The sequence below is a fragment of the Nocardia sp. NPDC058176 genome (genome assembly GCF_042883805.1).
Lineage (GTDB): Bacteria > Actinomycetota > Actinomycetes > Mycobacteriales > Mycobacteriaceae > Nocardia.
In genome coordinates, this window is record NZ_JBHVVA010000003.1 from 407,286 (window position 1) to 432,417 (window position 25,132).

Sequence of the window (25,132 nt, forward strand, 5' to 3'; positions counted from 1 at the left end):
CGGTCATCGGCCGAGGACCGGAGTCCGATCGACCACCGACCGTGCGGTGGTGCTGCTCAATTCGCCGGTGGCGGAGCAGATTCCGGCTCCACCTCGTCGACCTTGGCCCGGTCCGCCTCGCATTCGCTCTCGATCTGTTCGGCCATGCGCCAGATCTCCGGTCCGTCCAGCGCGGGGAACGCGGAGCTGAGCAGGACGGCGGTGGTGAACCGGTCGCGGGTGCCGTGGTCGAGGATCGCCGCCGACATCCGCAGTGCCTCGGCGCGCGCGGCCGTGGCCGAGATCCGGTCGGCGAACTTGTCGGCGCGGATGCTGGCGCTGCGCGACTGCCAGAACAGCAGGCCGCTGGCCGCGCCGGGGAGGATGCCCGCGGCTGCCGCGGCCACGCCGTGCGGGTCGCTCCCGTTGTCGATGAGGAGGCCGAACATCACCACGCCGATCGCGATGACGCCACACAGCAGGCTGGCCACGGTGGTCCAGCGCTGCTGTTGCAGTGCCGCCGCGTGGTTGCGGACATCGAGGCTGGACCGTTCCCGCGCGATGGACTCGAGCCAGTCGATCCTGGCCGCACCGGTCGGTGCCTTGTCGTCGACGCCGGTCGCCGCGATGTCGCTGTGCTCGCCGGCCACCGCGATGACCTCGTTCAGCCGTTCCACCCGTTGCGCGGCGCCGCGAGCGTCGAAGAGCTGGAGCACCGCCGCGTAGACGGCGCCGAGCGTGGTCGAGCCCGCCGCGATGAGAACCGCCGCGCTGTCGGCGAACGCTTCGATCACCAGAATCCCCCCTTCCGGATCTGCTGGAACGTTTGTCCCGGCAGATTCGGGTCGAGGTTACCGGTCGACGGTGTGCGTGAGCCCGCCGACCATCCGTATCCGGTTGTCCCGGAACGTGGTTCGGTCAGCCGGCCGAGCCGGTGAGCAGACCGGGGAGTCCCGAAGCCGATCCGGTGCCGCCCGAGGAGGAGCCGCCACCGCCGGACGGTAGTTCGGCGCCGGGTGAGCCTGGGCGGTGGATACGGACGGTGACCGGGTCGGAGCCGTCGGCTTCGACGGTGACCACGCGGGCGTTCGCCGCGGAGGTGACGGTGCCGCCGGTGACCCGCACCTCGTAGCCGTCGGGGTAGGCCAGGTCGGAGACGTAGATCTCGGTGGGTGCCGAGGACGGTCGCGGGCGGTAGCGGTAGGCGAAATCGCCGTTGCCGGAATCGAAGATCATCCGGTCGGGGGTGCCCGCCGTGGCCTGGGGATACGTGCGGACCAGCTCACGGCCGAGCTCGCCGCGGAACGGATCGCCGTCGGAAGCGCTGTAATGCCAGTAGTGCCAGCCGATGAAGCGTTCGTCGGCGCGGGTCACGGTGTTGCGCAACACCGTCGGATCACCGTCGCCGAATTCGGTGACGATGGTGGGGATGTCGGTGCGGTCGGTGAACGAGTCGATGTTCGCCCAGGTCTTGTCCTGCTGTACCGGGCACAGGGCGCGCAGTTCCTCGGGCAGGCCGAGGTAGATGGCGAGCTGGCTGGGGATGCAGTAGTCGTGCGGGGAGAACACGATGTTCGGGCTGGTGATCGGCGGGTTCTTGCCGAGGTGGCTCGGCATGGTCTCGTTCCAGGTGACATTGGGTTCCCAGAACACCGGGACCGTGGGATTGCGGGAGTGCACGGCGTCGGTCAGTTTCTGCAGTGCGCGTTGATATTTCGCGTCGAAGTCCGGGCAGCCGTTGGGGAAGCAGGTGAGAAACGGTGTGCCGGGCCATGGTTCGTTGAGCAGTTCGATGCCGAGCACGCTCGCGCGCCCGTTCATCCGCTCGGCCAGCGCCCCCAGCGCGACCCCGAGATGATCGAGCACACCGTAGGTGTTGTTCCAGACCTCGTCCCAGCCCTTGTTCATGCTGGGCATCAGGTAGTACAGCGGGAACCCGGGATTCGGCTCGTCGGCCCCGGGCCGCGCCCGGATCGACCATTCGGGAAAGCCGTTGCCGTCCCAGATCTTCGACAACCCGTCCTGATGATTGTCGAGCAGTGTGTAGATCCCGTGCGCCGCCAAGGTGTCGACCACGTTCGCGAGCCGATCCAGATACGCGGTGTCGACCACACCCTCGGTCGGCATCAGCCCGTCGAACGAGACCCCGAGCCGCACGGTGTTGAACCCGTGCCGCGCCAGCAACGCCGCCGAGGAATCGGTGAGCGTCAGGCCGTCCCCGGGCTGCACGTACGGCGCCGACTTGTCGACATTGTTCACCCCGTGCAACAACACGGTCCGCCCGAACCCGTCGATGATCTCGGCCCCCTGCGTCCGCAACGGCGTCAACCCACCCCCCGGCTCCGCCACCCCCGACCCACCCCCGGCGGCTACCACCCCCGCGACCAGGGCGATCACCGCCACCCACCGCACCGTGATCCGGTGCCCACTGAGCCCGCGCAGCCGCCGAGCGTCGGTCAACATCATTCGTATCCCTCGATCCCCAGCTGGACGTCAGTTCAACTGAACGTGTGTCCAAGTCTGTTGGCGAGAGAACATAGCCGGGGATACGCACTGTGGTCAAGGCCACACAGAACTGAAAGTGCTACCGCAGGAGTAGATGTCCGGCTTCGCGAAACCGCCGGTGCTTCCCATCGCAGACCGCCGCCGCCAGGTCGGATCGGTCGACGGTGTCCGTGCTCAGGGAGACGTCACCAAAGCGACGATGGTTTCGAGCAGGGAGTAGGTCCAGCGTCGGATCAGGCGGGGGAGGGATGGGTAGGTGCCGTCGGGGTGGCGGAGGCGGAGGTCGAAGAGGGATTTGCCGAGGGTGGTGCGGGTGAGGTGTTGGAGGACGGTGCGGTGGAGGAAGGAGGCGGCGATCCAGGCGAGGAGGCCGTAGATGATCGCCATGCCGGGGGCGTCCGGGCGTAGGAGCCACCAGGTGGCGAGGCCGATGCCCAGGTGCAGGGCCACATCGATCAGGATGGCGAGGACCACCGGTACGGCTGCGCCTTCGGTGCCGTCGGATCGGGTGATGGTCAGGCTGGACGCGGGCGGCAGTGGGACACCGTCCTTGTCGAGGGCGGGCCCGAGGCGCAAAGTGCCGTCGGGCCGTCGCTCGTACCGGTTCGCCAGCGCTTCCGCCTCGCGCCGCCCCGCCTGCGAATCATTCATGGCGACAAGGCTATTGCACTCCGGGCTGTGAGATCAGGCGGTGAAGGCGGGGATCACCTCGCGTTCGAAGAGTTCGATGCCGGAGGTGTCGTAGGCGGCTTCGGGGAAGTTGAGGATGGCGTAGGCGAGGCCGAGGTCCTTGACGGTGGTGAGGCGTTCGATGATCTGTTCGGGGGTGCCGACGGCGGCGCTGTTGGCGAACTGGTCGTGCACGCGGATCTTGGCCTCGTCGGCGCCGAGGAACGGGGTGAGGCGGTCTACGATGGCCGAGAGGCGTTCCTGCACTTCGGATTCGGTGGTGCCGACGATGGCGTTGAAGTTGGAGCTGCGGGTGATGGCGGCGAAATCGGTGCCGACGTCGACGGTGTGCTGACGCAGGATCTCCGACTTGCGGGCGAACTCCTCGGGGTCACCGCTGAAGTTGGTGTAGTCGGCGTACTTCGCGGCGATGCGCAGCGTCTTCTTCTCGCCACCACCGGCGACCCAGATCGGAATCCCGTTCTCCTGCAACGGACGTGGGTGCACGATGGCGTCGTCGACCTGGTAGTACTTGCCGTCGAGGGTGGCGCGGCCGGTCTGCCAGGCCTGGCGGAAGATCTGCACACCCTCGTCGAGGCGGCCCAGGCGCTCGCCCGCGGACGGGAAGCCGTAACCGTAAGCGCGCCACTCGTGTTCGTACCAGCCACCGCCGATGCCCATCTCCACGCGACCGCCCGAGATCAGGTCGACGGTGGCGGCCACCTTGGCCAGGTAGGCGGGGTTGCGGTAGCTCATGGCCGTACACATCTGCCCGAGCCGCACCCGCGAGGTGGTCGCCGCGAACGCCGACATCAGCGTCCACGCCTCGTGGGTGGCCTCGTCGGTCGGGATGGGCACCGTGTGGAAGTGGTCGTAGACCCAGATCGACTCCCACTCGGGGGTGCTGTCGAAGCGCTGGGCAAGTTCGCGCATCACCGCCCATTGGTCGGCCGGTTCGATACCGACCAGATCGAGTCGCCAGCCCTGGGGGACGAAGATGCCGAAACGCACAGGATTCTCCTCAGTGTGTTGACCTGAACCGATGTCGCGGCGCGACTCACCGCGGGTGTCGGGTCCACTTTTCCCACTGTCGGCCACCCAGGCAACTGTTGTGCGCGCGGCGCGCTGAATCCTGGACCGGCCGTTATGCGCCGATATCCGCCCGCGCCGGGCCTCGGGTCAGGCGGTCGGGTCGCCGTAGGAGGCGGCGATGTCCTGCGAACTCGGCCAGCGGCTGTAGGTCGGTGACTGCGGCCAGCCGTCGGGGCTGTCCTGCCAGTCCTCCTGGCGGCCGTAGGGGAGGGCGTCGACGAGGCCGAAGGTGTAGGAGAGCTGCTCGGTGCCGCGACCGTCGGTGTGCCAGTTGCGGTAGATGGTGTCGCCGTCGCGCAGGAAGGTGTTCACCGCGAAGTGTCCGCCCGGTGCCGCGCCCATATCGGCGCCGAAGGGGCTGTCGGCGGTCGAATACCAGGTCATCGTGTTGCCGACGCGGCGCTTGTAGGCCAGGGCCTCGTCGATCGGGCCCTGGGTGACGATGACGAATCGCGCGTCGTAGGCATCGAGGAAATCCAGGCGCGCGTACTGGGCGGTGAGCCCGGTGCAGCCGGGACACTGCCAGGTGTTCCCCGGTGTCCACATGTGGTGGTAGGTGATCAGCTGCGAGTGTCCGTCGAAGACCTCGGCGAGTGAAACCTCGCTCCCGTCTTCGGCTTTGAGCGTGTAGTCGGGCAGCCGGACGGCGGGTAGGGCGCGTCGCTGCGCGGCGACGGCGTCGAGTTCGCGCGTCGCGGCCTTCTCCCTGATCCGGAGCCGGTCGAGCTCGGCCTGCCAGGTGTCCTGATCGACGATGGTCGGCAGTGCGGTCATGGCGCTCACCCTTCGATGTGTACGGCGTGCACATTTGATATGTTCACAGCGTACACTTCGCGGAAAGGGGGTTCAAGAGTTGGCTTATCACCACGGTGACCTCGCTGCGGCGCTCGTCGAATCCGGCCTCGAACTCACCAGGTCCGGCGGCCCCGACGCGCTGACGATCCGCGAGGTCACCCGCCGCGTCGGCGTCACGCCGAACGCCGCCTACCGGCACTTTCCCGACCGGCAGGCGCTGCTGCGCGCGGTCTCGGCCGCGATCGAGGCACGCATGGCGACGGGCATGGCGGCCGACCGCGGCCTGACCGCTCCGCGCCAGCGCCTGCGTGCCGTCGGTCTCGGCTATCTCGCGTTCGCGCTGACCGAACCGGGCTGGTTCGCCACTGCCTTCTTCGGCGCGGGCGACACCTCACCGGAGTCGGTGCACGACTCGCCCGCCTACCTCGCGCTGGCCGACGCGCTCGACCTGATGGTCCACATCGGCGACCTGGCGCCCTCGGCCCGCGAGGGCGCGACCTGGAGTTGCTGGTCCACCGTGCACGGCTTCGCCGAGCTGGCACTGCGCGGACCGCTGCGGCACGTCGACCGCGCCGAGCTGTGGGTGCTGGCCGAACAGGCCGTCGACACCGTCATCGCCGGACTGCCGCCCACGGGGTGAGTGTGACCAGTGGTACGTGCGGGTCGAGATGAAACATTTGAACCTCGCATGTACTCTGCAAGTGCAAGTGTGTGCCCGAATGGGTACCCCAGTGATCTGCATTCGGCGACAGCCTGCAGCGACGACGAGGAGGTGGTGTTGCATGCGCAGCGAACCCCCCAGTCGAAGGCCGCGCGGCGTCGCCCCTTCGTCTTCGCACTGAGTTCCTCCCCGGACAGTTCCGGCGGTGCGTGATGGTCGTGGTGGTCGACGCCCGCGGTGTGCCGCACCGTCTCCCGATTCACCCGTAGCGTTCCCGTGGCTGTGCCGCGGGCATGCGCACACGCGCGCCAGAGGACTGTCCCATGTCGCAGATCGATCTCGTCGAAGCCCGTCACGTTCCCGCTGATTCCGTTGTGCCGGAAGCAGATTCGCCGAACCATGCCCAGAAATCCGTCGAGGACCACGCGGTGACCGAGGCGCTGGCGATCCTGTCGGACTCGGTGCGCGACATCGTCGAGACCCACCGGGTCGACGGTGCGATGGACTGGCTCGACAACCGCCCGCCGCACGTCATCGCCGACGCGCTCGCCCGCATGGACGCCGTGCAGGCCGGCGTGGTGTTCCGGCTGCTCGACAAGGACCGCGCGATCGCGGTGTTCGAGGAACTCGAGCCGGTCGACCAGCAGCAGATTCTGCAGGGCCTGCGCGAGAAGAGCTTTCGCGATCTGGTCGAGGCGATGGACCCCGACGACCGCGCCCGCATGCTGCACGAGGCACCCGCCAAGGTCGCCAAGAAGGTGCTCGCCGGGCTGAGCCCGCGCGAACGCCGGATGACCGCCACGCTGCTCGGCTACCCCGAGGGCTCGGTCGGGCAGTACATGACCCCGGAGGTCGTTGCGCTGCCGGGCAACCTGACCGTGGCCCAGGCGCTGGCGTGGGTGCGCGCCAAGGGCGGCAACGCCGAGACCGTGTACACGCTGCCCGTCGTCGACCGCGGTCGTCGGCTCACCGGCATCGTCGAGCTGCGGGAGCTGGTGCTGCACGCGCCCGAGGCGATGGTGTCCGAGCTCGTGGTCACCGAACCGCCGTTCGCGCGGGCCACCGACTCCGCGGAGAAGGCCGCCCGGTTGATGAGTTCGACCAACGACATCAACCTGGTCGTGGTCGACAGCGAGGACCGGGTCGTCGGGCTGCTCACCATCGACGACGCGATGGAGGTGGTCGAGGCCGCCGACAGCGAGGACGTGGCCAAGCAGGCCGGTTCGGCGCCGTGGGAGGGCCACTACATGGCCGCCAAGGTGTTCCAGCTGGCGCGCTACCGGGCGCTGTGGCTGATGCTGCTGCTGTTCGCCGCCACGTTGACCGTCAGCGTCACCGACATGTTCTCCGCGACGCTGGAGCAGGCCGCGAGCCTGGCCCTGTTCATCCCGCTGCTGATCGGCGCGGGCGGGAACGCCGGCGCCCAGGCCGCGACGGCGTGCGTGCGCGCGCTGGCTGTCGGCGAGGTGCGCGTTTCGGACCTGTTCAAGGTGATCTGGCGGGAATGCCGGGTGGGGCTTGTGCTCGGCAGCATGCTGGCCGTCGCCGGGCTGCTCATCGGCACGGTGTTCGTCGGGCCGAAGGTCGCGATCGTCGTGGCGGTCACGCTGGTCATCATCTGTGGCTGGGCCGCCACCATCGGCGGCACGATGCCGCTGGTGGCCAAGCGGTTCCGCATCGACCCCGCGGTGGTGTCGGCGCCCATGGTGACCACGCTGGTGGACGCGACCGGGCTGATCATCTACTTCACCACGGCGAAGCTGGTGCTGGGGATCTAGTTCTGCGGGAACAGCGTCAGTACCTGGCCCATCACGTCGCGGCCGACGTCGTCGGTCACCGAGACCACCTCGACGACCGGGACGCGGGTGCCGAACTGGGTGGCGCTGTCGGGCAGCTCCGGGCCGACCGCGGAAGTGAAGATCGGGATGCGATTGTCGTAGATCGACACCGAGCGATACACCGGGTGATCGTCGATTCGTTCCTCGGTGCCGCGTTCGGCCAGGTAATCAGGGACCCGGTACTCGTAGCTGACGGTGACCCGTTCGCCCCGGTAGCGGAACAGACACGTGGTGAGTCGCTGCTGTTCGCCGGTCTCGGTGGTGTCGGCCAGCTTCGCGCGGACCGCGCACGGGTCGGCGCCGAGCAGCACCGTGGGCGCGGTGTCGGGGGAGGTGCCCTGCGGCGGTGATTCGCGCCAGCGGTCCAGCATGCCGGGCATCAGCCCGTCGGCCACCTCGCACGGATTCTGCCCCGGTGGGGTCGACAGGCCGAGGTAGAACGCGGCGCCGGAGGGGAAGCGGGCCGTCGCGCCGCACGAGCGCGGCTCGCCCGCGTCGCGATCGGGAACCAGCCGCACAGCCACGTCGCCGAACTGTCTGGTGGTGCCGCGGCCTGTCGAACCCAGCGAATCCAGCAGCGTGGAGTGCCAGGTGAGGGTGGTGCCCTGGCCCGGCTGGTCGGTGTCGAGGATGGCCCGGCACGAGTCGAGGCCCACGGTGACGCTGTGCACGTGGTCGAGGTCGTCGAGGACGTCGCGGGGGAGCAGGGCGCACACGTCGACCTGGCGGGTGGCCTGGGCGACCTCGTGCCGTTGGGCCTCGTTCTGCGGCACCTGCGACCAGAACTCCGGGGGCTGAGCGGGGATGACGGGGGCCGGTGGTGGGTCCAAGGTGGCGTAGTCGGGCGGATCGTCGGAGTCGCCACCACACGCGGCGCACACGAGTAACGCGGTAGCGGCCAACATCATCTTGCGATACATCGGCACCCCTGTCCTCGACAGACTCCGGCCCGGACTCACGCCCGACCACCGAGTCTGCCCGGGTTGGCAACCCGCGCGCAAACGATCCGGGCGGTCGTTCCCGGAACGTTGTCAGCATCGATCGGCTCAGGTCAGGGTCGCGAGGGTCTCGCGCATGACCTGTTCGGAGACGATGGGATCGGCCGTGACGATGACAACCGGGACGCGAACATCCCGGTAGACGTTGGAGGTCAGGGCAGCAGTGCCAGCGCCTCGCGCATGATCTTCTCCGCGACCGCGGCGTCGGTGGTGACCCGGACCGTCGGCACCTGCGGGCCCAGCAGCGACTCGGCCGCGCTCGCGGTGAGGGTGGGGCCGACGATCGCGGTCAGCGAGGTGATACCGGATGGCGCGGCGTCGGAGCGATACACCTGTCGGGGCCCAGCGGTGAAGGCGGGGACCGCGCTGATGACCACGCGTTCCGGACTGTAGCCGAAGGTGAGGATGGCCTCATGGCCGTCGACGGTCAGCCTGCACTTGACGATGCCCTGATCGGCCACCGGGACCTGCGTGCCGAGGAAGGCGGCGACCGCGCACGGATCGGCACCGGTGACCACCGTGCGGTCGGAATCCGGCGAGCTGCCGTGAGCCGGTTCGTCCCGCCACTGGACCAAGGCGATGCGCAGCAGCTCCTCGGCTGTGGCGCAGGCATCCTGTGGTGCACGCACACTCAGCATCAGATCGGCACCGGTGACGAACTTGGCCAGCGCCGCGCAACTGGCGCGGACCTGCGGGTCCGCGGAGGTGGACGGTTCGTCGTGATAGAGCACCCGCACGTCGCCCATGGCCCGCTCGACCACCGGTTCGCCGATCGTCGGTTCCACGCCGTAGGACGCACCGACGCTCCAGTTGGCATCGATACCAGCCGGATGTGCGTCGACGGCGATGTTCGCCCGGCACTGATCCGGCTGCACATTCTCGACCTCACTCACCCGGCCGAGCGCGGCGAGCGATTCCCGCGGCAGCAGCGCGCACGCATCGATCGCGCGAACCTTGCGGATGACGGCGAGCTTCTCGTCATCGGAAACCGCTGCGGTGGACCAGAATCCGCCGGTCGGCATGGGGTCCGCGGCTTGTCCGCTCTGACATGCTGTCAGTGTCAGTGCCGCAGCGATGAGCAGAATCATCTGTCGCACAGTCGATTTCCTCTCGTGGCGGTGGTCGCCTTTCAGCGAGCGGGGAAGAGTTCAGTGGTGGCGCGCAGGACGGCTTCGACGGTGTCGCGGTCCTTCCCGGAGACGCTGATCGCCGGGATTCGTGGACCCATGGACGAGGGGGCGCCGGGCAGGGCTGTGCCGAGGGCCGCGCGGTAGAACACCGTCCCGCCCACATCGTCGGCGGCACCGTATCCCTGGTGGCCGTTGACGACGAAGATCGGCTCGTCGTCGATGACGTAGCCCTCGTTGTCGTAGGCGTATTCGACGTGGATCTCGTCATCGCGATGGGTGAAGGAGCAGGACCAGGCGCGCTGCTCGAGCACCGGCGTCGCCGCGCCGAGGACAGCGGCCACCGCGCACGGGTCCGTGCCGAGCAGCACCGTGTTCGGCGTGTCCGGGGACGTACCCTGCGCGGGCTCGTCGGCGAGTGCGCGCATCGCGCGGGTCAGTGCCGCCTGGGCGGCGGGGCACGGTTCGGTGCCCAGTGGCGTGCTCACCCGCAGCGGCAGGGTGACGGTATTGGCGAAACTGGCGATGGCCGTGCAGCTTCGCTCGGTGAGCTTGCCCTCCAACTCCGGCGAAGCATCGAGATCGCGGAGCATGCCGACGGTGATGCCGTCGACCTCGTCACGCTTGGTCTCGCCCCAGATATAGCCCTCGGGAGCCACGCCGAGTGACCAGCCGATCTTCGTTCCCTTGCCGGACTCGGTGGAGCCGAAAGTCGTCGAGCAGCGGTTGAGATTGTCGGCCTCGACCTGCAGTGGCTCACCGAAGTGGCCGAGCTCCGCGCGCGGGATGAGCGCGCACGGGTCGATCGCGCGGACCCTGCGCAGGACCTCCCAGCGCTCGTCGTCGGAGCCGGGGGCGGTCTTCCAGAATTCCGGCATCGAGGCGGCGACCGAGATCGGGTTGTCATCGCGCTGTCCGGGTAGTTCGTCCTGGCAGGCCACCAGGCCGAGCATGACGGCGACGATCATCGCCGAACGGCGCACCAGCATCGAAAATCCCCCTCGCGCGGGACATCCCGCCTTTTCCTACCCGTTCCGGGTGCACAGTGTGCCCGATCCTCGGGCGCGCAGCCGCATCGAGGCCGTGCCCACCGGCGGGTGGCCCCGCTCACCGCGCTCGACCGCCACCCGAGAGCATGCGGCGAATCACTGGCGATGCGATGCGGGACCGGGGGCTCGCGTGGCGCACAATGGGGGCCGCGTGTGTGGTGCGCGGATCCGGCAGTTGGAGTCGGTTTCGGCGCGCCGCAACACAAGCTGTTGTGTTGGCTGGAGATGTCACCCACTACGAGTAGTGTTCAGGGTGAATCGGCGCGCGCATGGCGGCGAGGTGTGGGTAATGGTCTGGCAGAAAGGTGTGGAGGCGGAATGAAGCTCATCGATCGGGCGTCGGCCATCAACTGGAATCGGGTGCCCGATGAGAAGGACGCCGAGGTCTGGGACCGGCTGACCGGCAACTTCTGGCTGCCGGAGAAGGTGCCGGTGTCCAACGACATCCCCTCCTGGAACACCCTGACCCCCGATGAGAAGCAGCTCACCATGCGGGTCTTCACCGGCCTGACGCTGCTCGACACCATCCAGGGCACCGTCGGCGCGGTCTCGCTCATCCCCGACGCGCTCACCCCGCACGAGCAGGCCGTGTACACCAACATCGCGTTCATGGAGTCGGTGCACGCCAAGAGCTACAGCTCCATCTTCTCCACCCTGTGCTCCACCAAGGAGATCGACGAGGCGTTCCGCTGGTCGGAGGAGAACCGCAACCTGCAGCGCAAGGCCGAGATCGTCCTGTCGTACTACAACGGTGACGACCCGCTCAAGCGCAAGGTGGCCTCCACGCTGCTGGAGAGCTTCCTGTTCTACTCCGGCTTCTACCTGCCGATGCACTGGTCCTCGCGGGCCAAGCTCACCAACACCGCCGACATGATCCGCCTGATCATCCGCGACGAGGCGGTGCACGGCTACTACATCGGCTACAAGTACCAGAAGGGCCTCGAGCTGGTCTCCCAGGCCGAGCGCGACGAGCTCAAGAACTACACCTTCGAGTTGCTCTTCGAGCTCTACGACAACGAGGTGGACTACACCCAGGACCTCTACGACGAGGTCGGCCTCACCGAGGACGTCAAGAAGTTCCTGCGCTACAACGCCAACAAGGCGCTGATGAATCTCGGCTACGAGGGACTTTTCCCCAAGGACGAGTGCGAGGTGAACCCGGCGATCCTGTCGGCGCTGTCGCCGAATGCCGACGAGAACCACGACTTCTTCTCCGGCTCGGGTTCCAGCTACGTCATCGGCAAGGCCGTCAATACGGAGGACGAGGACTGGGAGTTCTGAGGTCGTTCGGGCGGGAGGCGGTCGGGCCGCCTCCCGTGACAATGATCAGGTTCTCGTAGACTCGCCCAGGAATTGTCGTCGCATACGGAGGGGTGGGGATGAGGCGCGTTCTCAGCTCGCTGGTGATCGGTGGGGTTGTCGTCGGGGCGGTCGTGGGGTGCGACGCCGAGTCGGGGACACCGGTGGCGACGAGTAGTGCTCCGGCTCCGTTGTGGGATCCGTGTTCGGAGATTCCTGACGATGCGATTCGGGCGGTCGGGGTCGACCCTGCGACCGAGGAGCTCGGGATCGGTGGAGTGCATCAGTCGGGGTGGGAGATCTGCAGATGGCGCGGCGGCGACAAGTACAGCGTCGCGGTGTTCTCCACCGCCCGCACGGTGTCAGAGTTCGAACAGAAGCCGGGTCAGGTCGATTTCCGTGACGTCACGATCGCCGACCGAACAGGTCGGCAGTTCAAGGTCGAGGGTGCCTCGATGGATCTCCGGTGCGATGTTCTGTTTCCCGCACAACAAGGAGTTGTGCAGATCAGCATCATGAACAGGGCCAGCCTCGAACCTGAAGAACTCGAAGACCCGTGTGTGTACGCGCAGCGGGTCGGTGAGGTTTTCGTACCGCTGTTTCCGAGTTGATCTGGGGGAAGACAAGATGAGCGGGCAAACCGCATCCAGCCAACTGCTGGGTCAGGTCAAGGCAGGCGAGGTGTACCTGGACGACGAAGCCGCCGCTTACAACTGCTACAAGGCATGTGACAAGCGCATCGTCGATCTCGAAGACATGCTCGACCTCGCGCGCGACGTCCAGAACGTCGGCGGGTTCGGTGACTTCAACATGGGCCGCGACCTGGAGAGGAAGTTCCTCGCCCAGGCAACGGGTGAGCCGAACTCCATCGACGCGGTGATCCAGAAGGACATCGAGGTCGTCAAAGAGCTGCGTGAAGTGTTCGCACTCTCCTTCCAGCGCATCACCGGCCAGGACATCGCCAACGCCAACGCCCTCGACTACACCTCCGAGCAGCTCAGCTGATGGGTGGTCTCTACTCCCCGCCCTCGAATCCGAACCCGTTCATGCAGGGCTCCACCGAGATGGACGGTCTCGGCGCGAAGATGATGACGGGCCTGGTCAACCTGATCGGCGGCGGTGCCCCCGAGGACACCGTCGACGCCGCGGCCGTGCAGAACCGCTACAACAACCTGCGTGACTCGGTCCGCGGCCGAGTCGGCGACCTCGGCCACGACGGCGACTACCGGCCACTGGAAGTGCTCAGCCCCGAGGATTTCCAGGGCGATGCGGCGGCACTGCGGGCCAAGGTCGACAAGATCGACCTCACGGCGGTGCGCAATCTCAGCGACGGCTGGAAGAAGATCACCGAACGCAATTCCACCTCGCTCACCGAATTCCAGGGCCAGATCGCCCGCGGCACCGCGCCCGAGGTGTGGCGCGGAGCGACCGCGCAGGCGGCGGCGCAGACGGTCGCCGACTATCAGGCGATGGGTGGGCGGGTGAGCACCGCTTCGGCGTTGACCGGCAACAAGGTCGACGAGTTGCTCACCGGACTCGAGCCGACCAAGGAACTCGTCCCGCACGCGCCCGAACACCGCAGTGGGTTCGACAACGCCCGCTCCTGGGTGGTCGGGCGGGGCTGGCGCGATGACGATGTCGCCGAAGAGAACGCGGTCACCGAGGCCCGCCGGGTGTTGCGGACGGTGTATGCCCAGGTGGTGCACGAATCCGATGCCGACGTGCCGGTGATCCCGCTGCCGAAACCGATCGGCGGCGATGGCGGCACCGACGGCGGCACCGATGGTGGAACCGACGGCAGTCGCGGCGGCACCAACGGCAGCACCGGGGGTCAGCCCACCGGCGAAACTCCCGCCGGAACACAACCCGCCGCGACGACGCCGGACAACGGCCAGGGCCAGGACGGCGGATCCCAACAGCCGAACAGTCTCGCGCAGGACCCGAGCTCGCAAGACCCCGACGGGGCAACCACACCGCAATCGCTGGGAACGGCCGCCGCGGGTGTCGGCACGCCGAGCACCGGCGCCGGCGGATCACCGTCCGGCGGTCTGGGTTCCGGTGGCCTCGGTTCCGGTGGTGCGGGTGGCGGCGCGGCCGGTAGCCCGTCGCCGGGTGCCGCGCTGCCCGGCTCGCCCGGTGCCGCCGCGGCCGCGACCCGCGCGGGAACGGGCGCCGGTGCCGGTTCGAGCGCGGGCCGCAACGGTATGGGCGGGATGGGCGCACCGGGCGGGGCACGCGGTAAGGGTGAGGACGAGCAGTCCAAAGGCATCCCTGACTACCTGATCAACCAGGACAACGGCAATGAACTGACCGGCCTGGAGGACCTGCCGAAAACAGTGCCGCCGGTGATCGGCGCCTAGGAGTTCGTATGCCACCGATCCGATCCTGGCGATTCACCGCGCTCGAATTCCGCACCCTGTGGGAAGTCACCGGCCGGGATGTGCTGCCCTATCCACTCCGGCAGGAGTCCACCGAACCGGACTCCGACGCTGCGAGATCGCGTCGGCAAGCGGCCGAGAACCTCGCGCCACAGCTGGATTCCGAGCTGGAACACGCGGTGCGCGTTCTGCTCGCACCGCAGGCCAGGGTCGAGGTCGCGGGTTTCGCCGACCGCACCAGAACCGCGGGCGCGCACGGCGCCGTCCTCGATCGGTTCGCCGCGCTGGCGGTGCAGCAGCCGGGGCCCGACGGCACCGGTGGCGAGGTGGCGCTGTCGCTGCTGGCCGCCGACGACCTCGCCGAAGCCGCACTCGGCGCACTGCCCCGACGCGAGGCCGGTACCGGTGCCCCCATCGCGGTCACCGCGACCGAACTCGACGAACCCCGCCCACCGACCCGCGACCCGTGGCGACCCACCTCCCGCGAACAGTTCGAGCAATTCTTCACCCGCCCGATGGACGCGATCCACCACCTCGCCGTCTACCCCTACGGCAGCATCGACAACCGCCACACCGAGGGCCGCGACGACTTCCAGCTCCACGACGTGACCGACGACGGCCGCTATGTCGTCTACGGCAGCCGCACCATCACCGTCAAACCAGCGGCCCCCCACCGGGTCGCCAAAACCCTGTCCGCCATCATCACCGAAACCGTCACCGCCACCCGCGACGGCACCTACCTGCCGCACTGAATCACCAAGTCCTCTGCCCATGGAAATCGGGGTTTTCGGTTCGGTGGGGATGCCGGTCTAATCGGAGGATGACCGCCAGCCAACAGCAGGCCACGCTCGGTGAGATCCTGGGTCGCGGCGGCCCGGCGGATGCGATCGCCCTCGTCGACGGTGATCGCAGCTGGACCTACGCCGCGCTGTCCGCCGATTCGAACCGGCTCGCCCGAGAACTGATCGCCCGGTCCGTCGGGCCGGAAACTGTTGTGCTGCTGGCGCTTCCGCGCTCGGCGGAGCTGGTGCGGGCGGTCTGGGCGGTCGCGGCGACCGGGGCCGCGATCCTGCCGGTGGATGTGCGGCTGCCGCAGGCGCGCAGGCGATATCTGCTGACCGACGCGGGCGTCAAGATCGGCATCACCACCCGGGCGATGCGGGCCGACCTGCCGAAATGGATCCACTGGGTGGTGCTCGACGATCCGGAGCTGGTGGCGCGCTGCGACGCACTCGATCCGGGGCCGATCACCGACGCCGACCGGGTGCGCCCGTCGCGCCTCGACGACCTCGCCTACGTGCTCTACACCTCCGGATCGACCGGGGCGCCGAAATCTGTGGCCGTGCCCCATCGCGGACTCGCGCCGCTGGTCGCGGAGGTGTCGGCGCGGCTCGGCTCGTTCGCACCGGCGACGACGAACAGCGCGGCGGCGGCTGGGCGCTGCGCAGCGCGCGTATTGCAGCTCGCCTCACCAGGTTTCGACATCTTCGTGCACGAGGTGGTGCTGGCGGCCACCCATGGCGCGGCGCTGGTGGTGGTGCCGCCCGAGATCACCGGGGGTGGTGAGCTCGACGAGCTGATCGTGGGCCAGGCGGTGACCCACGCGGTGATCACCCCCGCGGTGCTGGCCACGCTGGACCCGGCCGTGCACGAGACGTTGCGTGCCCTGGTCGTCGGCGGGGACGTCTCGGACCCGGCGCTGGTCGCGCGGTGGGCGCCGGGGCGCACCTACGTCAACAGCTATGGGCCGACCGAGGCGACCGTGGTGGTGACCGCCGCGACGCTGTCGGCGGGTGGACAGGTCGTGCTCGGTCCCGTCTTCGACGGCTGGTCGGCGCTGGTCTTGGACGAGCGGCTGCGCCCGGTGCCGCCGGGTGCGCCGGGCGAGCTCTACCTGTCGGGCCCCGGCCTCGCTCGCGGGTACCGCCGCAAACCCGGCGCCACCTCGGCGCGTTTCGTCGCCGATCCCTTCGGTCGCGCGGGCACGCGGATGTACCGCACGGGTGACCGGGTGCGGGTGCGTCCCGCCGACGACAGCGCGGCACCGTCGGCGCTGGAGTTCCTCGGCCGCACCGACTTCCAGCTCAAGGTGCTCGGCGTCCGGCTCGAGCCGGGGGAGATCGACGCCGTGCTCACCGCGCACGATGCCGTGCGCACCGCGGTCACCACCGGGTGGACCAACCCCGCGGGCGCGCTGGTCCCGGTGAGCTATGTGACGGCCGAACGTGGTGGTGTCGTCGACACCCGCGCGCTGGTGGCGTTCGCCCGTCGGCAACTGCCGGCGCACGCGGTGCCCGCGGCGGTGGTCGTCCTCGACGATCTGCCGCTGACCCCCGTCGGCAAGGTCGACCGCGGTGCGCTGCCCGCACCCGTGTTCGCCACCGGAAGTGGTGTGGCACCGAGTGATTCGGTCGAGCGGCTGGTCGGGACCATCGTCGCGGGACTGCTCGGCGTGGAATCCGTCGGCCCCGCCGACGACTTCTTCGCCCTCGGCGGGAACTCACTGGTCGCCGCCCAGCTCAGCGCCCGCCTCGGCGCCGCCACCGGCAAACACGTCCCGGTGCGCACCGTCTTCGACGCGCCGACGGTCGCCCAGCTCGCCGCGGCGATCCGGAACCTGTCCCGATCGTCCCCACGCCCGCCGGCGACCCGCCGCCCCCGTCCGGACCCGCTACCCCTGGCTCCCGCCCAGCAACGGCTGTGGTTCCTGAACCGCCTCGACCACCGCTCACCCGCGGACAACATCACGCTGGCGCTGCGACTCCGCGGCCCCCTCTCGATCGAGGCGCTGCAGTTCGCGATCCACGACGTGATCGACCGCCACGAGCCATTACGCACGCTGTACCCGGATCACGACGGTGTCGGCGTGCAACACGTGCTGCCGATCGCACCCCCGCCGGCCTCCGTGGCTGCCGGTGGGCAGCGCCGTCCCGAGCCCACCCGGAACGCTGAGAGCGCGGAGCGCGGTGTCGTATCGGGCTTCTGGGGTGGGGTGAGCGTGCTTGTGCCGACTGAGGTTCGGGGTGGCGAGGTGGTGCGGGTGTTGGGGGAGTTCGGTGCGGTCGGGTTCGATCTGACCAGGGAGTTGCCGGTGCGGAGTCGGCTTTTCATCGTGGGGGAGCAGGAGCACGTGCTGGCGGTGGTCGTGCATCACATCAGTGCGGATGGGTGGTCGCTGGATGTGTTGTTGCGGGATCTGTTGGGTGCCTATGAATCTCGGCTCCGTGGTGTGGCGCCGGAGTTCGAAGCGTTGCCGGTGTCGTACGCGGATTACGCGCTGGCTCATCGGGAGTGGCTCGGCGACGCGCGTGGTGCGGCGGGGCTGGACAGTCAGGTCCGGTATTGGCGGGCTCGGCTCGCCGGGCTCGCGCCGCGCCTGGAACTGCCGGTCGACCGGCCGCATCCGCCGGTCGCGTCCGGGCGGGGTGCGACGGTGGAGTTCGAGCTCGATGCGGAGCTCACCGCGCGGCTGCGGCGGGTGGCGGTGGCGCACGGCGCGACCCAGTTCATGGTGATGCACGCGATGCTCGCGGTGGCGCTGGCCCGTTCCGGTGGTGGTGGCGATATCGCGATCGGGACACCGGTGGCCGGGCGTGGTGGGGTCGAACTGGATGCGCTGGTCGGCATGTTCGTGAACATGGTCGTGCTGCGCACCAGTGTTGTTCCCGCGCACCCGTTCACGGCGTTGCTCGCCAGGGTCCGCGACATCGATCTGGGGGCGCTCGCCAATGCCGATGTCCCGTTCGACCGGGTGGTCGAGGAACTCGATCCGCCCCGCACCCGCTCCCACCACCCGCTGTTCCAGGTCGTACTCACCGCGGCGACCGGGGTCGCGGCAGCGCGGACCGACCTGGGTGGGCTCACGGTCGAACCGCTCGAACCGACGGAGACACCAGCGAAATTCGATCTCCAACTGACGATGTCGGACCCGACCGCCGAGACCATCCGGACAGCGATCACCTATGCGACGGATCTGTTCGACCGGGAGACGATCGAACGATTCGCCCGCACACTGGAACGGATCGCCTACGCCGTCGCCACTGATCCGGCGGTGCCGGTGGGTGATATCGACCTGCTCGACGAGACCGAACGGGCAGCCGCGACGGCGCCCGCTGATACACCGGCGACGATGCCTGAGGCCCCGTCGAGCGACGTGGGCCTGCCGGGCTCCGGGTTCGCGACGGGCTGGTCGGCTTGTGCCGATGCCAATGCCATTGCCGACGATGCCATTGCCGATGCCAGTACCAACTCCTACGCCAGCTTCGGTGCCGGTGCCGGTGCCGGTGCCGGTACCGATGCCGCCGCCGCCGACGCTGATGCCGCCGCCGACGCTGATGCCAACGCGTACGCCGATGCCAGTGCCGACACCGGTGCCGACACCGACGTGATCGCGAGCGCGCTATCAGCCGACTCTTCGGTGGTTCGGGCGCCGCTCACTCTGGCTGACATGTTCGACGCTGCTGTACAGCGAGATCCAGACGCCATCGCGGTGCGTGCCGGGCGGACACGGCTGACCTATCGCGAGCTGGACGATCGAAGTTCTGCTCTGACATGGGAACTGGTGCGGCTGGGGGCGGCACCGGAGGAGCGAGTCGCGGTAGTCCTACCGCGTTCGGCCGATCTGGTGGTGGCGATCGTCGCGGTGGTGCGCACCGGCGCGGCGTATGTCCCCATCGACCCGGGGTATCCGCGCGACCGGATCGACTACGTGTTGACGGACGCCCAGCCGGTGTGCGTGATCACCGAGGACCTGGTCGTGCGTGGGATGCCCGCAGAGCGGCCTCCACGAGGCGACATCGCGACTACTCACCGACCTGCTGCGTGGGTGGAGTCGCAGGATTCGGCGGTGCCGACTGAGCAAGAGGGGCCCTCGTCGCGTGTTGATCCGGAGGGATCGGCTCAGCGGGTGGAGCCGAAGGTTCCCGCATCGCGAGTCGAGCCGGTGGATCCCGGGCTGCGGGTAGGGCCAAAGGCTCCGGCATCGCGAGTTGAGCTGGTGGATCCTGAGCCGCAGGTAATGCCGGAGGTCCGTGCGGGGTGGGCGGAACTGGAGGAGCCGACCGCGCGGGTGGAGTCGGAAGCTCCAGCGCTGGAATGGCTGGCCCAGGAGAGGGATTCTTTGTCCGGCCGGCAGGTGGGGGGCGCCCGCCGTGCGCATCCGGCGAACAGCGCCTATTTGATCTACACGTCCGGCTCCACGGGTGCGCCGAAAGGGGTTGCGGTCGAGCATCGCAACGTCGTCGCCCTGCTCGATCGGGCGAGGGAGGTGCTCGGCACCGGACCCGAGGATGTGTGGGCGTTGTTTCATTCGGCGGCGTTCGATTTCTCGGTGTGGGAGCTGTGGGGTGCGCTCACCACGGGCGCCACGCTCGTGATCGTCGACCAGGACACTGCCCGTTCGCCCGAGCAATTGCGCGAACTCCTGCACCGCGAGCAGGTGACCGTGCTCGGCCAGACCCCGTCGGCTTTCGCGGGTCTCGACGAAGCCGATGCTCGCGCGGGCGACGCTGCACCACTTGCACTGCGACGCATAGTGTTCGGTGGTGAAGCGCTCGATCCGCGGCGGCTCACCGGCTGGTTCGCGCGGCACGGCACGGACGGACCGCGGCTGGTCAACATGTTCGGCATCACCGAGACCACTGTGCACGTCACCCACACCACACTCACCGACCGCGCCTACGAGCGCGCGGGCAGCCCGATCGGACAGCCCCTCGACGGCCTCACCGTGCATGTTCTCGATGATCGATTGCGACCGGTGCCGACCGGCGTCACGGGCGAGATCTACATCGCGGGAACACAAGTGACGCGCGGATACCTGCGCCGTCCAGGCCTCACCGCCACCCGGTTCGTCGCCAATCCGTTCGCCGGTGGCGCGGTGCTGTACCGGTCGGGTGACGTCGGGCGATGGACGCGGTCGGGCGAGCTCGAGCACTTCGGTCGCGCGGATCGGCAGGTGAAAATCCGCGGGTTCCGTATCGAGCCCGCCGAAGTCGAAGTGGCACTGCTGGATTGTCCGGGTGTCCGGGCGGCGGTTGTCGTTGTGCACGACGATCCGCGTATCGGTCCGCAGCTGGTCGGGTATGTCGTCATGGCGCCGAGTGCGCGAACGAGCAAGGATGTCGACGCGTCACCGGAACGGCTGTGGGCTGCCCGGCAGGCGCTGGCCGCAGCAGACAACGGGCGACGCGCCCGCATCCACGAAGTCAGCGGGGCCGCGAAGATCCCCGGCCGGTCGAGCAGCATTCGGGACGGTGCGAGTGTCAAAGACACGATTGCCGAAGACACGAGCGGCGGGCGTAGGGTCGGAGTCTCCGGAGAGCACGAACGCGCCGAGGCCGGGGCTCGGCTGCGTGGACTGCTTCGAGATCGGTTGCCGGAGCATCAGATTCCGGCTGTGGTCGTCGTCATCGACGCTCTGCCGCTGACAGCGAACGGCAAACTCGATGTGGCCGCGCTACCGCGTCCAGGATTCGGCTCCGGGCGCGCGTACCGCCGACCCGATGGCGTGGTCGAACAGCGGATCGCCGCGGTGTTCGCCGACGTGCTCGGCGTCGATCGTGTCGGGGCCGACGATTCCTTCTTCGATCTCGGCGGCAACTCGATGGTCGCCACCCGCCTGGTGTCCCGCTTGCGCACCGAGCTGACCACCGACATCGCCCTCACCTGGCTGTTCAGCGATCCGTCCCCGGCCGAACTCGCCCGCCGGATCGCCGAGGACACCGGCGCCGACGACGAATCCGCCCTCGCCCCAGTGCTTTCCCTGCGCGAACGAGGCACCGGCGCACCGCTGTTCTGTGTGCACCCGGTGGTCGGCCTGTCGTGGAGCTTCGCCGGACTGTCCGCCGAACTCGACTGTCCTCTCTACGGACTCCAGTCCCCGATGATCGCGACCGACACCGCACCGCCGGAATCCCTCGACGCGCTCGCCGCCGACTACATCACGCGCCTTCGTGCCATCCAGCCGCACGGACCCTACCGACTGCTCGGCTGGTGCTTCGGCGGCGTGATCGCCCACGCCATGGCGGTGCAGTTGCAGGACGCGGGCGAGCGGGTCGAGCTCCTGGCCATGCTGGACTCCTTCGTCGGTGACGTCGGCTACCGCAGCGAGACGCCGGTGACCGTGGGCGATCTGCTCGGCCAGCTCGGCACCGAACAGGAAATCGACACCCCGGTCACCGAATTCACGCCCGACGCTGCCGTCGAACTGGTGTCCGGCCTGGCCGGCCCGTTCGAACTGCTCACCGAAGAGCGCGTGCACCGCATCTTCGCCGGAATCCTGCACGCACAGGTGATCGGCACGGCCTACCGACCCCGCCCCTTCGACGGCGACCTCCTGTTCTTCACCGCCGACCGCGACGACCGTGGCGCGGGCCGAGCCGCAGGCGCCTGGCGCGACCACATCACCGGCGCGATCCGCGACGTCCCCGTCGACGCCACCCACTGGGACATCACCGGTGCGACCGCACTCGCCGCCATCGGCCCGGTACTCGCCGCCGCCCTCGGCGCAAATACACGCACCCGCTGACAGATCCTTCGCCCACCACCACCATCGGGTGCGGCGCCGTGTCGGCCCCGTCGGCGATGGTCCGACTGGACAGTTGATCACCAGGCTTTCAGGTAACTATCGGCCGAGAAGGTCGCGCCACCAGTGCCTGGTGATCGGTTGTCCAGGTCCGAAGATGACGACTTCGGCGCTTACCGGACCGCGGTGAGGCGGCGGCGACCCCTCGTCGTCGCCGCCTTCCGTTTCAGCTCAACGCCGCGAGGCCGCGGCGGTCGATCTTGCCGGTGGGGGTGCGTGGTAGTTCGTCGACGAATATGACGTCACGTGGCGCTTTGAACCGGGCCAGGTGGGTCTTCACGTAGGTGCGGACCGCGTCGGCGTCCAGGTCGCCGCCGCGCACGACGAACGCGGCGAGGCGCTGGCCGAACTCCTCGTCGGGGACGCCGATCACCGCGGCCTCGGTGATCGCGGGGTGCCGGTAGAGGAGGTCCTCGATCTCGCCGGGGAAGACGTTCTCACCGCCGGAGACGATCATGTCGTCGTCACGGCCGTCGATGAAAAGGCGTCCACCGGAATCGAAATGGCCGAGGTCGCCGGTGCTCATCAGGCCGCCGCGCACCTGTTTGGAGCCGCCGCCGGAGTACCCGTCGAAGGCGATGGAGTTGCCGACGTACACCGTGCCGACCACACCGGGCTCGGTGATGTGAGTGCCGTCCTCGGTGTAGAGCGCGACCGAGATACCAACGGGCGCTTTGCCGACCGTGCCCGGTGCGGCGAGCCAATCCTGCGGGGTGGCGATGGTCGCGGTGCCGGTCTCGGTGCAACCGTAGAAGTTGTAGATCACCGGACCGAACACCTCGATCGCCCTCGTCCCCAAAGAGGACGGCAGCGCGGCGCCCGCTGTGAAGATGATCCGCAGCGATTCGGTATCGGTGGTGGACAACACTTCTGGGTCCAGGTCGAGGATGCGGCGCAGCATCGTCGGGACCAGTACCACCATGTCGGCGCGGTGTTCGGCGATCTGGGCCAGCGCCCGCGCCGCGTCGAATCTGCCGTGCAGCACGATCGTCGAACCGAGGTTCAATGCCAGGATGAACTGCGACAGGGCGGTCCCGTGGAACAGGGGCGCGCACAGCAGGACGGTCTGTCCGCGCCGCAATGGCACTCGATCGACGAATTGCGCACCGGCCAAAGGTGATTCGACTCGTCGAGGCGCACCCTTGGGTGTACCGGTCGTGCCACCGGTGAGCAGGACGAACCCGCCTTGCTCGGCCGGGTCGGGGAGACGGGAGGTGATGTCGGGCCCATCGGTGTCGAGCAGGGTGATCCCGTCGGGCAGATCGGCCGACAAAGCGGTGAGACCCGGGTCGAGCGCGAGTGCGCCGACCTGCTCGCGAACGAGCACATCACGCAGCTGCGCCGCACCGAAGCCGGTGTTCAGGAGAACCAGTTTGCAGCCGAGTTTCGCCGCGGCGGCCATGGTTTCGACCAGGCGGACACCATCGGGCCCGAGCACGCCGATGGTGTCCCGTGCCCGCAGCCCCGCGGCGTGCCAGCGGGCGGCGATCGCGTCGGTGCGCTCGTCGAGATCCCGGTAGCTGACCTGCCGATCATCGTGGACGAGGGCGATGCGATGCGGTGTCCGTCGCGCCGCGGTCCGGATGCCACCGGCGATCGGCCCGAGAAGGCGCATCGCGCGGGCGGTCCGGACGACCTGATCGGGACGCCGCAGATCGATGAGTCCGGCGCGTTGCATGGCGCGGATCTGTCGTAGCGATGTGTCGGCGGTGCGGATCCAGTGGGTGGGGTTCATATCGAATCTGCCTGTCGGTCATGGGTTTCGAGGTCAGATCGCGCGGTCAACATACTCGCGGCCCCGGATCGGCGCCCGCGGTTACCGCGAGCAGCCAGGCGACGGTGCCCAGCTCGGGCACGATCTCGGCACTGATGTGCTCCGACATCGGCACCCAGAACATGCGCAGGTCCACTCCGCGCGCGCAGTAGGCGGCGGCGATGTCGGTGATCGCCAGTTCGGCGGGCAGCAGCTGATCGGTGGTCGAATGCCACATGAGCAGCGGCATGTCCGGTGTGTTCTCCGGCTTGCCGAAGCTCGCCGCCGCGAGTCCCGCGTGCGCGGCTGCCAGCGCGGCCTCCGGATCGGTGAGGTAGTCGACGACCGGGCGCAGGAGCGTGGTGCCGACGGCGGTGTAGAGGCAGCGGTCCTTCAGGTCCTCGGCGACCTGCTTGCCTTCCGGAGTCAGATACTGCTGCAGTGCCCGGTCGAACTCGGGGTATTCGCGAGCGAGGCCGAGGATCGCCAGCCACCCGGTGAAGTTGGCCTGCGGCTGCTGCCCCGAGATGGCGAATGGCGCGATCGCGACCTTGTCGCCGGGGATGCCGCCCTGCGCGCTGCCCCGGATATCGAGTTCGGGCGCGTAGTGCCGGCGCTGCTCGGCCGCCGACGCCGAGGAATTGCCGCCGCCCGAGTAGCCCCACAGCCCGATCGGCGAGGCCTCGAGACCGAGCCCGGCGCGCTGGGCCGCGCGGATGCCGTCCAGGACCATGCGCCCCTCGCTCGGCGACATGATCGTGTTCTTCTTGCCGTCGAAATCGGTGACGACCACCGCGGCGCCCGCCGCGAGGAACTGGCCGATCAGCGCGATCTCCTTCTGCAGCCCGGCCCGCAGCGTGTAGGAGGGATTGCACTGCTGGCCCAGGCTGTCGATCGCCTCCTGATACGAGATCAGCGGGCGCGCACCGGGGCCGAGCCAGGGGATGCCCGGCATCAGCACGGTCGTCGCGGTGGCCTGCGGCGCGTCGTGGGCGTCGGTGCTGCGCAGCAGCAGCTGGGTGGTGTGTACCGGGATCGGGATGCCGAGCGAGTAGGTCTGCACGACGCGGCTGCGGATGACGTCGCCGTTGGCGTAGGCGCCGAAATCGGCCGGGTCGTCGTACCACGGGTCGTTTTGTGGCGTCGGGACCGGCACGACCGCCGGATACACCTGCGCCTCGTTCGGCAGCGGCGGGAGCTGGAAGTCCTGCGCGGCCGCGGGACCCGCGGTGACCAGCGCGGCGACGGCGACCAGCGGCAGGGCGCGCACACCGCGCCATCGGGATCGCGGTGACGAGTGGGTGGCCGTGCTGCGCTGCATGGCATCTCCTTCGGTAAGTGATCCTGATTACAGCACGTCATCTTGTTAGGAACAAGAGTTCTTGTTCTTATTGGGTGATCGGTAGG

Annotated in this window: 18 protein-coding genes; 8 read left to right on the forward strand and 10 right to left on the reverse strand. The window is 68.7% G+C overall.

Translation table 11 applies throughout. The features are described from left to right. Positions 1 to 56 precede the first annotated feature (56 nt). The 5 genes from ACFVVM_RS19970 to ACFVVM_RS19990 all read right to left on the reverse strand — a co-directional run bounded on the left by ACFVVM_RS19970 (position 57) and on the right by ACFVVM_RS19990 (position 5,019). Positions 57 to 773 carry a hypothetical protein gene (locus ACFVVM_RS19970; RefSeq protein ID WP_387620175.1) on the reverse strand — a complete coding sequence of 239 codons (717 nt, stop codon included), beginning with the start codon at positions 771 to 773 and terminating at the stop codon, positions 57 to 59. A gap of 124 nt (positions 774 to 897) precedes the next feature. Then, on the reverse strand, positions 898 to 2,442 hold the full coding sequence (locus ACFVVM_RS19975) for a cellulase family glycosylhydrolase (protein WP_387620177.1): 1,545 nt from the start codon (positions 2,440 to 2,442) through the stop codon (positions 898 to 900). Between the two features lie 216 nt (positions 2,443 to 2,658). Next, positions 2,659 to 3,135 carry an RDD family protein gene (locus tag ACFVVM_RS19980; protein WP_387620179.1) on the reverse strand — a complete coding sequence of 159 codons (477 nt, stop codon included), beginning with the start codon at positions 3,133 to 3,135 and terminating at the stop codon, positions 2,659 to 2,661. A gap of 33 nt (positions 3,136 to 3,168) precedes the next feature. Continuing rightward, positions 3,169 to 4,164: an LLM class F420-dependent oxidoreductase gene (locus tag ACFVVM_RS19985; protein WP_387620181.1), complete on the reverse strand. Its 996-nt coding sequence runs from the start codon at positions 4,162 to 4,164 to the stop codon at positions 3,169 to 3,171. Positions 4,165 to 4,332: 168 nt separating this feature from the next. Beyond that, entirely contained in the window at positions 4,333 to 5,019 is a 687-nt protein-coding gene (locus tag ACFVVM_RS19990) for a DUF899 domain-containing protein (protein ID WP_387620183.1), read from the reverse strand. 79 nt (positions 5,020 to 5,098) lie between these two features. Here ACFVVM_RS19990 and ACFVVM_RS19995 point away from each other — a divergent pair, with 79 nt between their 5' ends. Both ACFVVM_RS19995 and mgtE read left to right on the forward strand, forming a co-directional pair. Beyond that, the gene (locus ACFVVM_RS19995) at positions 5,099 to 5,680 is read left to right on the forward strand and encodes a TetR/AcrR family transcriptional regulator (protein ID WP_387620186.1); all 582 of its coding nucleotides are present in this window, start codon (positions 5,099 to 5,101) and stop codon (positions 5,678 to 5,680) included. A 344-nt stretch (positions 5,681 to 6,024) separates the two neighbouring features. Next, a complete protein-coding gene (mgtE, locus tag ACFVVM_RS20000; protein WP_387620189.1) occupies positions 6,025 to 7,479 on the forward strand; it encodes a magnesium transporter in 1,455 nt (484 codons plus the stop codon). Here the strand turns inward: mgtE and ACFVVM_RS20005 are convergent. The 3 genes from ACFVVM_RS20005 to ACFVVM_RS20015 form a co-directional block, all read right to left on the reverse strand. Continuing rightward, positions 7,476 to 8,459 carry a peptidase gene (locus tag ACFVVM_RS20005; protein WP_387620192.1) on the reverse strand — a complete coding sequence of 328 codons (984 nt, stop codon included), beginning with the start codon at positions 8,457 to 8,459 and terminating at the stop codon, positions 7,476 to 7,478. The two genes, mgtE and ACFVVM_RS20005, sit on opposite strands and share 4 nt — an antisense overlap. Before the next feature lie 230 nt (positions 8,460 to 8,689). Beyond that, complete coding sequence (locus ACFVVM_RS20010; protein ID WP_387620194.1) at positions 8,690 to 9,625, reverse strand: hypothetical protein; 936 nt, start codon at positions 9,623 to 9,625, stop codon at positions 8,690 to 8,692. A 41-nt stretch (positions 9,626 to 9,666) separates the two neighbouring features. Next, positions 9,667 to 10,653, reverse strand: a complete 987-nt coding sequence (locus ACFVVM_RS20015; RefSeq protein ID WP_387620197.1) for a hypothetical protein — start codon at positions 10,651 to 10,653, stop codon at positions 9,667 to 9,669. 378 nt (positions 10,654 to 11,031) lie between these two features. Between ACFVVM_RS20015 and nrdF the strand changes: the two genes are divergently transcribed. From nrdF to ACFVVM_RS20045, 6 genes are all read left to right on the forward strand, one after another. After that, positions 11,032 to 11,994, forward strand: a complete 963-nt coding sequence (nrdF, locus tag ACFVVM_RS20020; protein WP_387620199.1) for a class 1b ribonucleoside-diphosphate reductase subunit beta — start codon at positions 11,032 to 11,034, stop codon at positions 11,992 to 11,994. A 98-nt stretch (positions 11,995 to 12,092) separates the two neighbouring features. After that, positions 12,093 to 12,623, forward strand: a complete 531-nt coding sequence (locus ACFVVM_RS20025) for a DUF3558 domain-containing protein (protein WP_387620201.1) — start codon at positions 12,093 to 12,095, stop codon at positions 12,621 to 12,623. Between the two features lie 16 nt (positions 12,624 to 12,639). Beyond that, positions 12,640 to 13,017 carry a hypothetical protein gene (locus tag ACFVVM_RS20030; protein WP_387620203.1) on the forward strand — a complete coding sequence of 126 codons (378 nt, stop codon included), beginning with the start codon at positions 12,640 to 12,642 and terminating at the stop codon, positions 13,015 to 13,017. Further along, on the forward strand, positions 13,017 to 14,372 hold the full coding sequence (locus tag ACFVVM_RS20035; RefSeq protein WP_387620206.1) for a hypothetical protein: 1,356 nt from the start codon (positions 13,017 to 13,019) through the stop codon (positions 14,370 to 14,372). The genes ACFVVM_RS20030 and ACFVVM_RS20035 overlap by 1 nt, the downstream gene beginning before the upstream one ends. An 8-nt stretch (positions 14,373 to 14,380) precedes the next feature. Then, positions 14,381 to 15,142 (forward strand): ESX secretion-associated protein EspG, encoded by a 762-nt coding sequence (locus ACFVVM_RS20040; RefSeq protein WP_387620209.1) that lies wholly within the window; start codon positions 14,381 to 14,383, stop codon positions 15,140 to 15,142. Positions 15,143 to 15,210: 68 nt separating this feature from the next. Next, entirely contained in the window at positions 15,211 to 21,915 is a 6,705-nt protein-coding gene (locus ACFVVM_RS20045) for an amino acid adenylation domain-containing protein (RefSeq protein ID WP_387620212.1), read from the forward strand. A 223-nt stretch (positions 21,916 to 22,138) separates the two neighbouring features. Here ACFVVM_RS20045 and ACFVVM_RS20050 read toward each other — a convergent pair whose 3' ends face one another. Both ACFVVM_RS20050 and ACFVVM_RS20055 read right to left on the reverse strand, forming a co-directional pair. Beyond that, positions 22,139 to 23,707 carry an AMP-binding protein gene (locus tag ACFVVM_RS20050; protein WP_387620214.1) on the reverse strand — a complete coding sequence of 523 codons (1,569 nt, stop codon included), beginning with the start codon at positions 23,705 to 23,707 and terminating at the stop codon, positions 22,139 to 22,141. 46 nt (positions 23,708 to 23,753) lie between these two features. After that, positions 23,754 to 25,046 carry a lipase family protein gene (locus ACFVVM_RS20055; RefSeq protein WP_387620217.1) on the reverse strand — a complete coding sequence of 431 codons (1,293 nt, stop codon included), beginning with the start codon at positions 25,044 to 25,046 and terminating at the stop codon, positions 23,754 to 23,756. Between the last annotated feature and the right edge of the window lie 86 nt (positions 25,047 to 25,132).

Excerpts from the sequence above, each read along its gene's own strand:
- ACFVVM_RS20045 (WP_387620212.1), top strand. The coding sequence starts at position 15,211 with ATGACCGCCAGCCAACAGCAGGCCACGCTCGGTGAGATCCTGGGTCGC.
- ACFVVM_RS20015 (WP_387620197.1), bottom strand. The coding sequence starts at position 10,653 with ATGCTGGTGCGCCGTTCGGCGATGATCGTCGCCGTCATGCTCGGCCTG.
- ACFVVM_RS19980 (WP_387620179.1), bottom strand. The coding sequence starts at position 3,135 with ATGAATGATTCGCAGGCGGGGCGGCGCGAGGCGGAAGCGCTGGCGAAC.
- mgtE (WP_387620189.1), top strand. The coding sequence starts at position 6,025 with ATGTCGCAGATCGATCTCGTCGAAGCCCGTCACGTTCCCGCTGATTCC.
- ACFVVM_RS20025 (WP_387620201.1), top strand. The coding sequence starts at position 12,093 with ATGAGGCGCGTTCTCAGCTCGCTGGTGATCGGTGGGGTTGTCGTCGGG.
- ACFVVM_RS20035 (WP_387620206.1), top strand. The coding sequence starts at position 13,017 with ATGGGTGGTCTCTACTCCCCGCCCTCGAATCCGAACCCGTTCATGCAG.
- ACFVVM_RS20005 (WP_387620192.1), bottom strand. The coding sequence starts at position 8,459 with ATGTATCGCAAGATGATGTTGGCCGCTACCGCGTTACTCGTGTGCGCC.
- ACFVVM_RS20010 (WP_387620194.1), bottom strand. The coding sequence starts at position 9,625 with ATGATTCTGCTCATCGCTGCGGCACTGACACTGACAGCATGTCAGAGC.
- ACFVVM_RS20055 (WP_387620217.1), bottom strand. The coding sequence starts at position 25,046 with ATGCAGCGCAGCACGGCCACCCACTCGTCACCGCGATCCCGATGGCGC.
- ACFVVM_RS20030 (WP_387620203.1), top strand. The coding sequence starts at position 12,640 with ATGAGCGGGCAAACCGCATCCAGCCAACTGCTGGGTCAGGTCAAGGCA.
- ACFVVM_RS20050 (WP_387620214.1), bottom strand. The coding sequence starts at position 23,707 with ATGAACCCCACCCACTGGATCCGCACCGCCGACACATCGCTACGACAG.
- ACFVVM_RS19975 (WP_387620177.1), bottom strand. The coding sequence starts at position 2,442 with ATGTTGACCGACGCTCGGCGGCTGCGCGGGCTCAGTGGGCACCGGATC.
- ACFVVM_RS19990 (WP_387620183.1), bottom strand. The coding sequence starts at position 5,019 with ATGACCGCACTGCCGACCATCGTCGATCAGGACACCTGGCAGGCCGAG.
- ACFVVM_RS20040 (WP_387620209.1), top strand. The coding sequence starts at position 14,381 with ATGCCACCGATCCGATCCTGGCGATTCACCGCGCTCGAATTCCGCACC.
- nrdF (WP_387620199.1), top strand. The coding sequence starts at position 11,032 with ATGAAGCTCATCGATCGGGCGTCGGCCATCAACTGGAATCGGGTGCCC.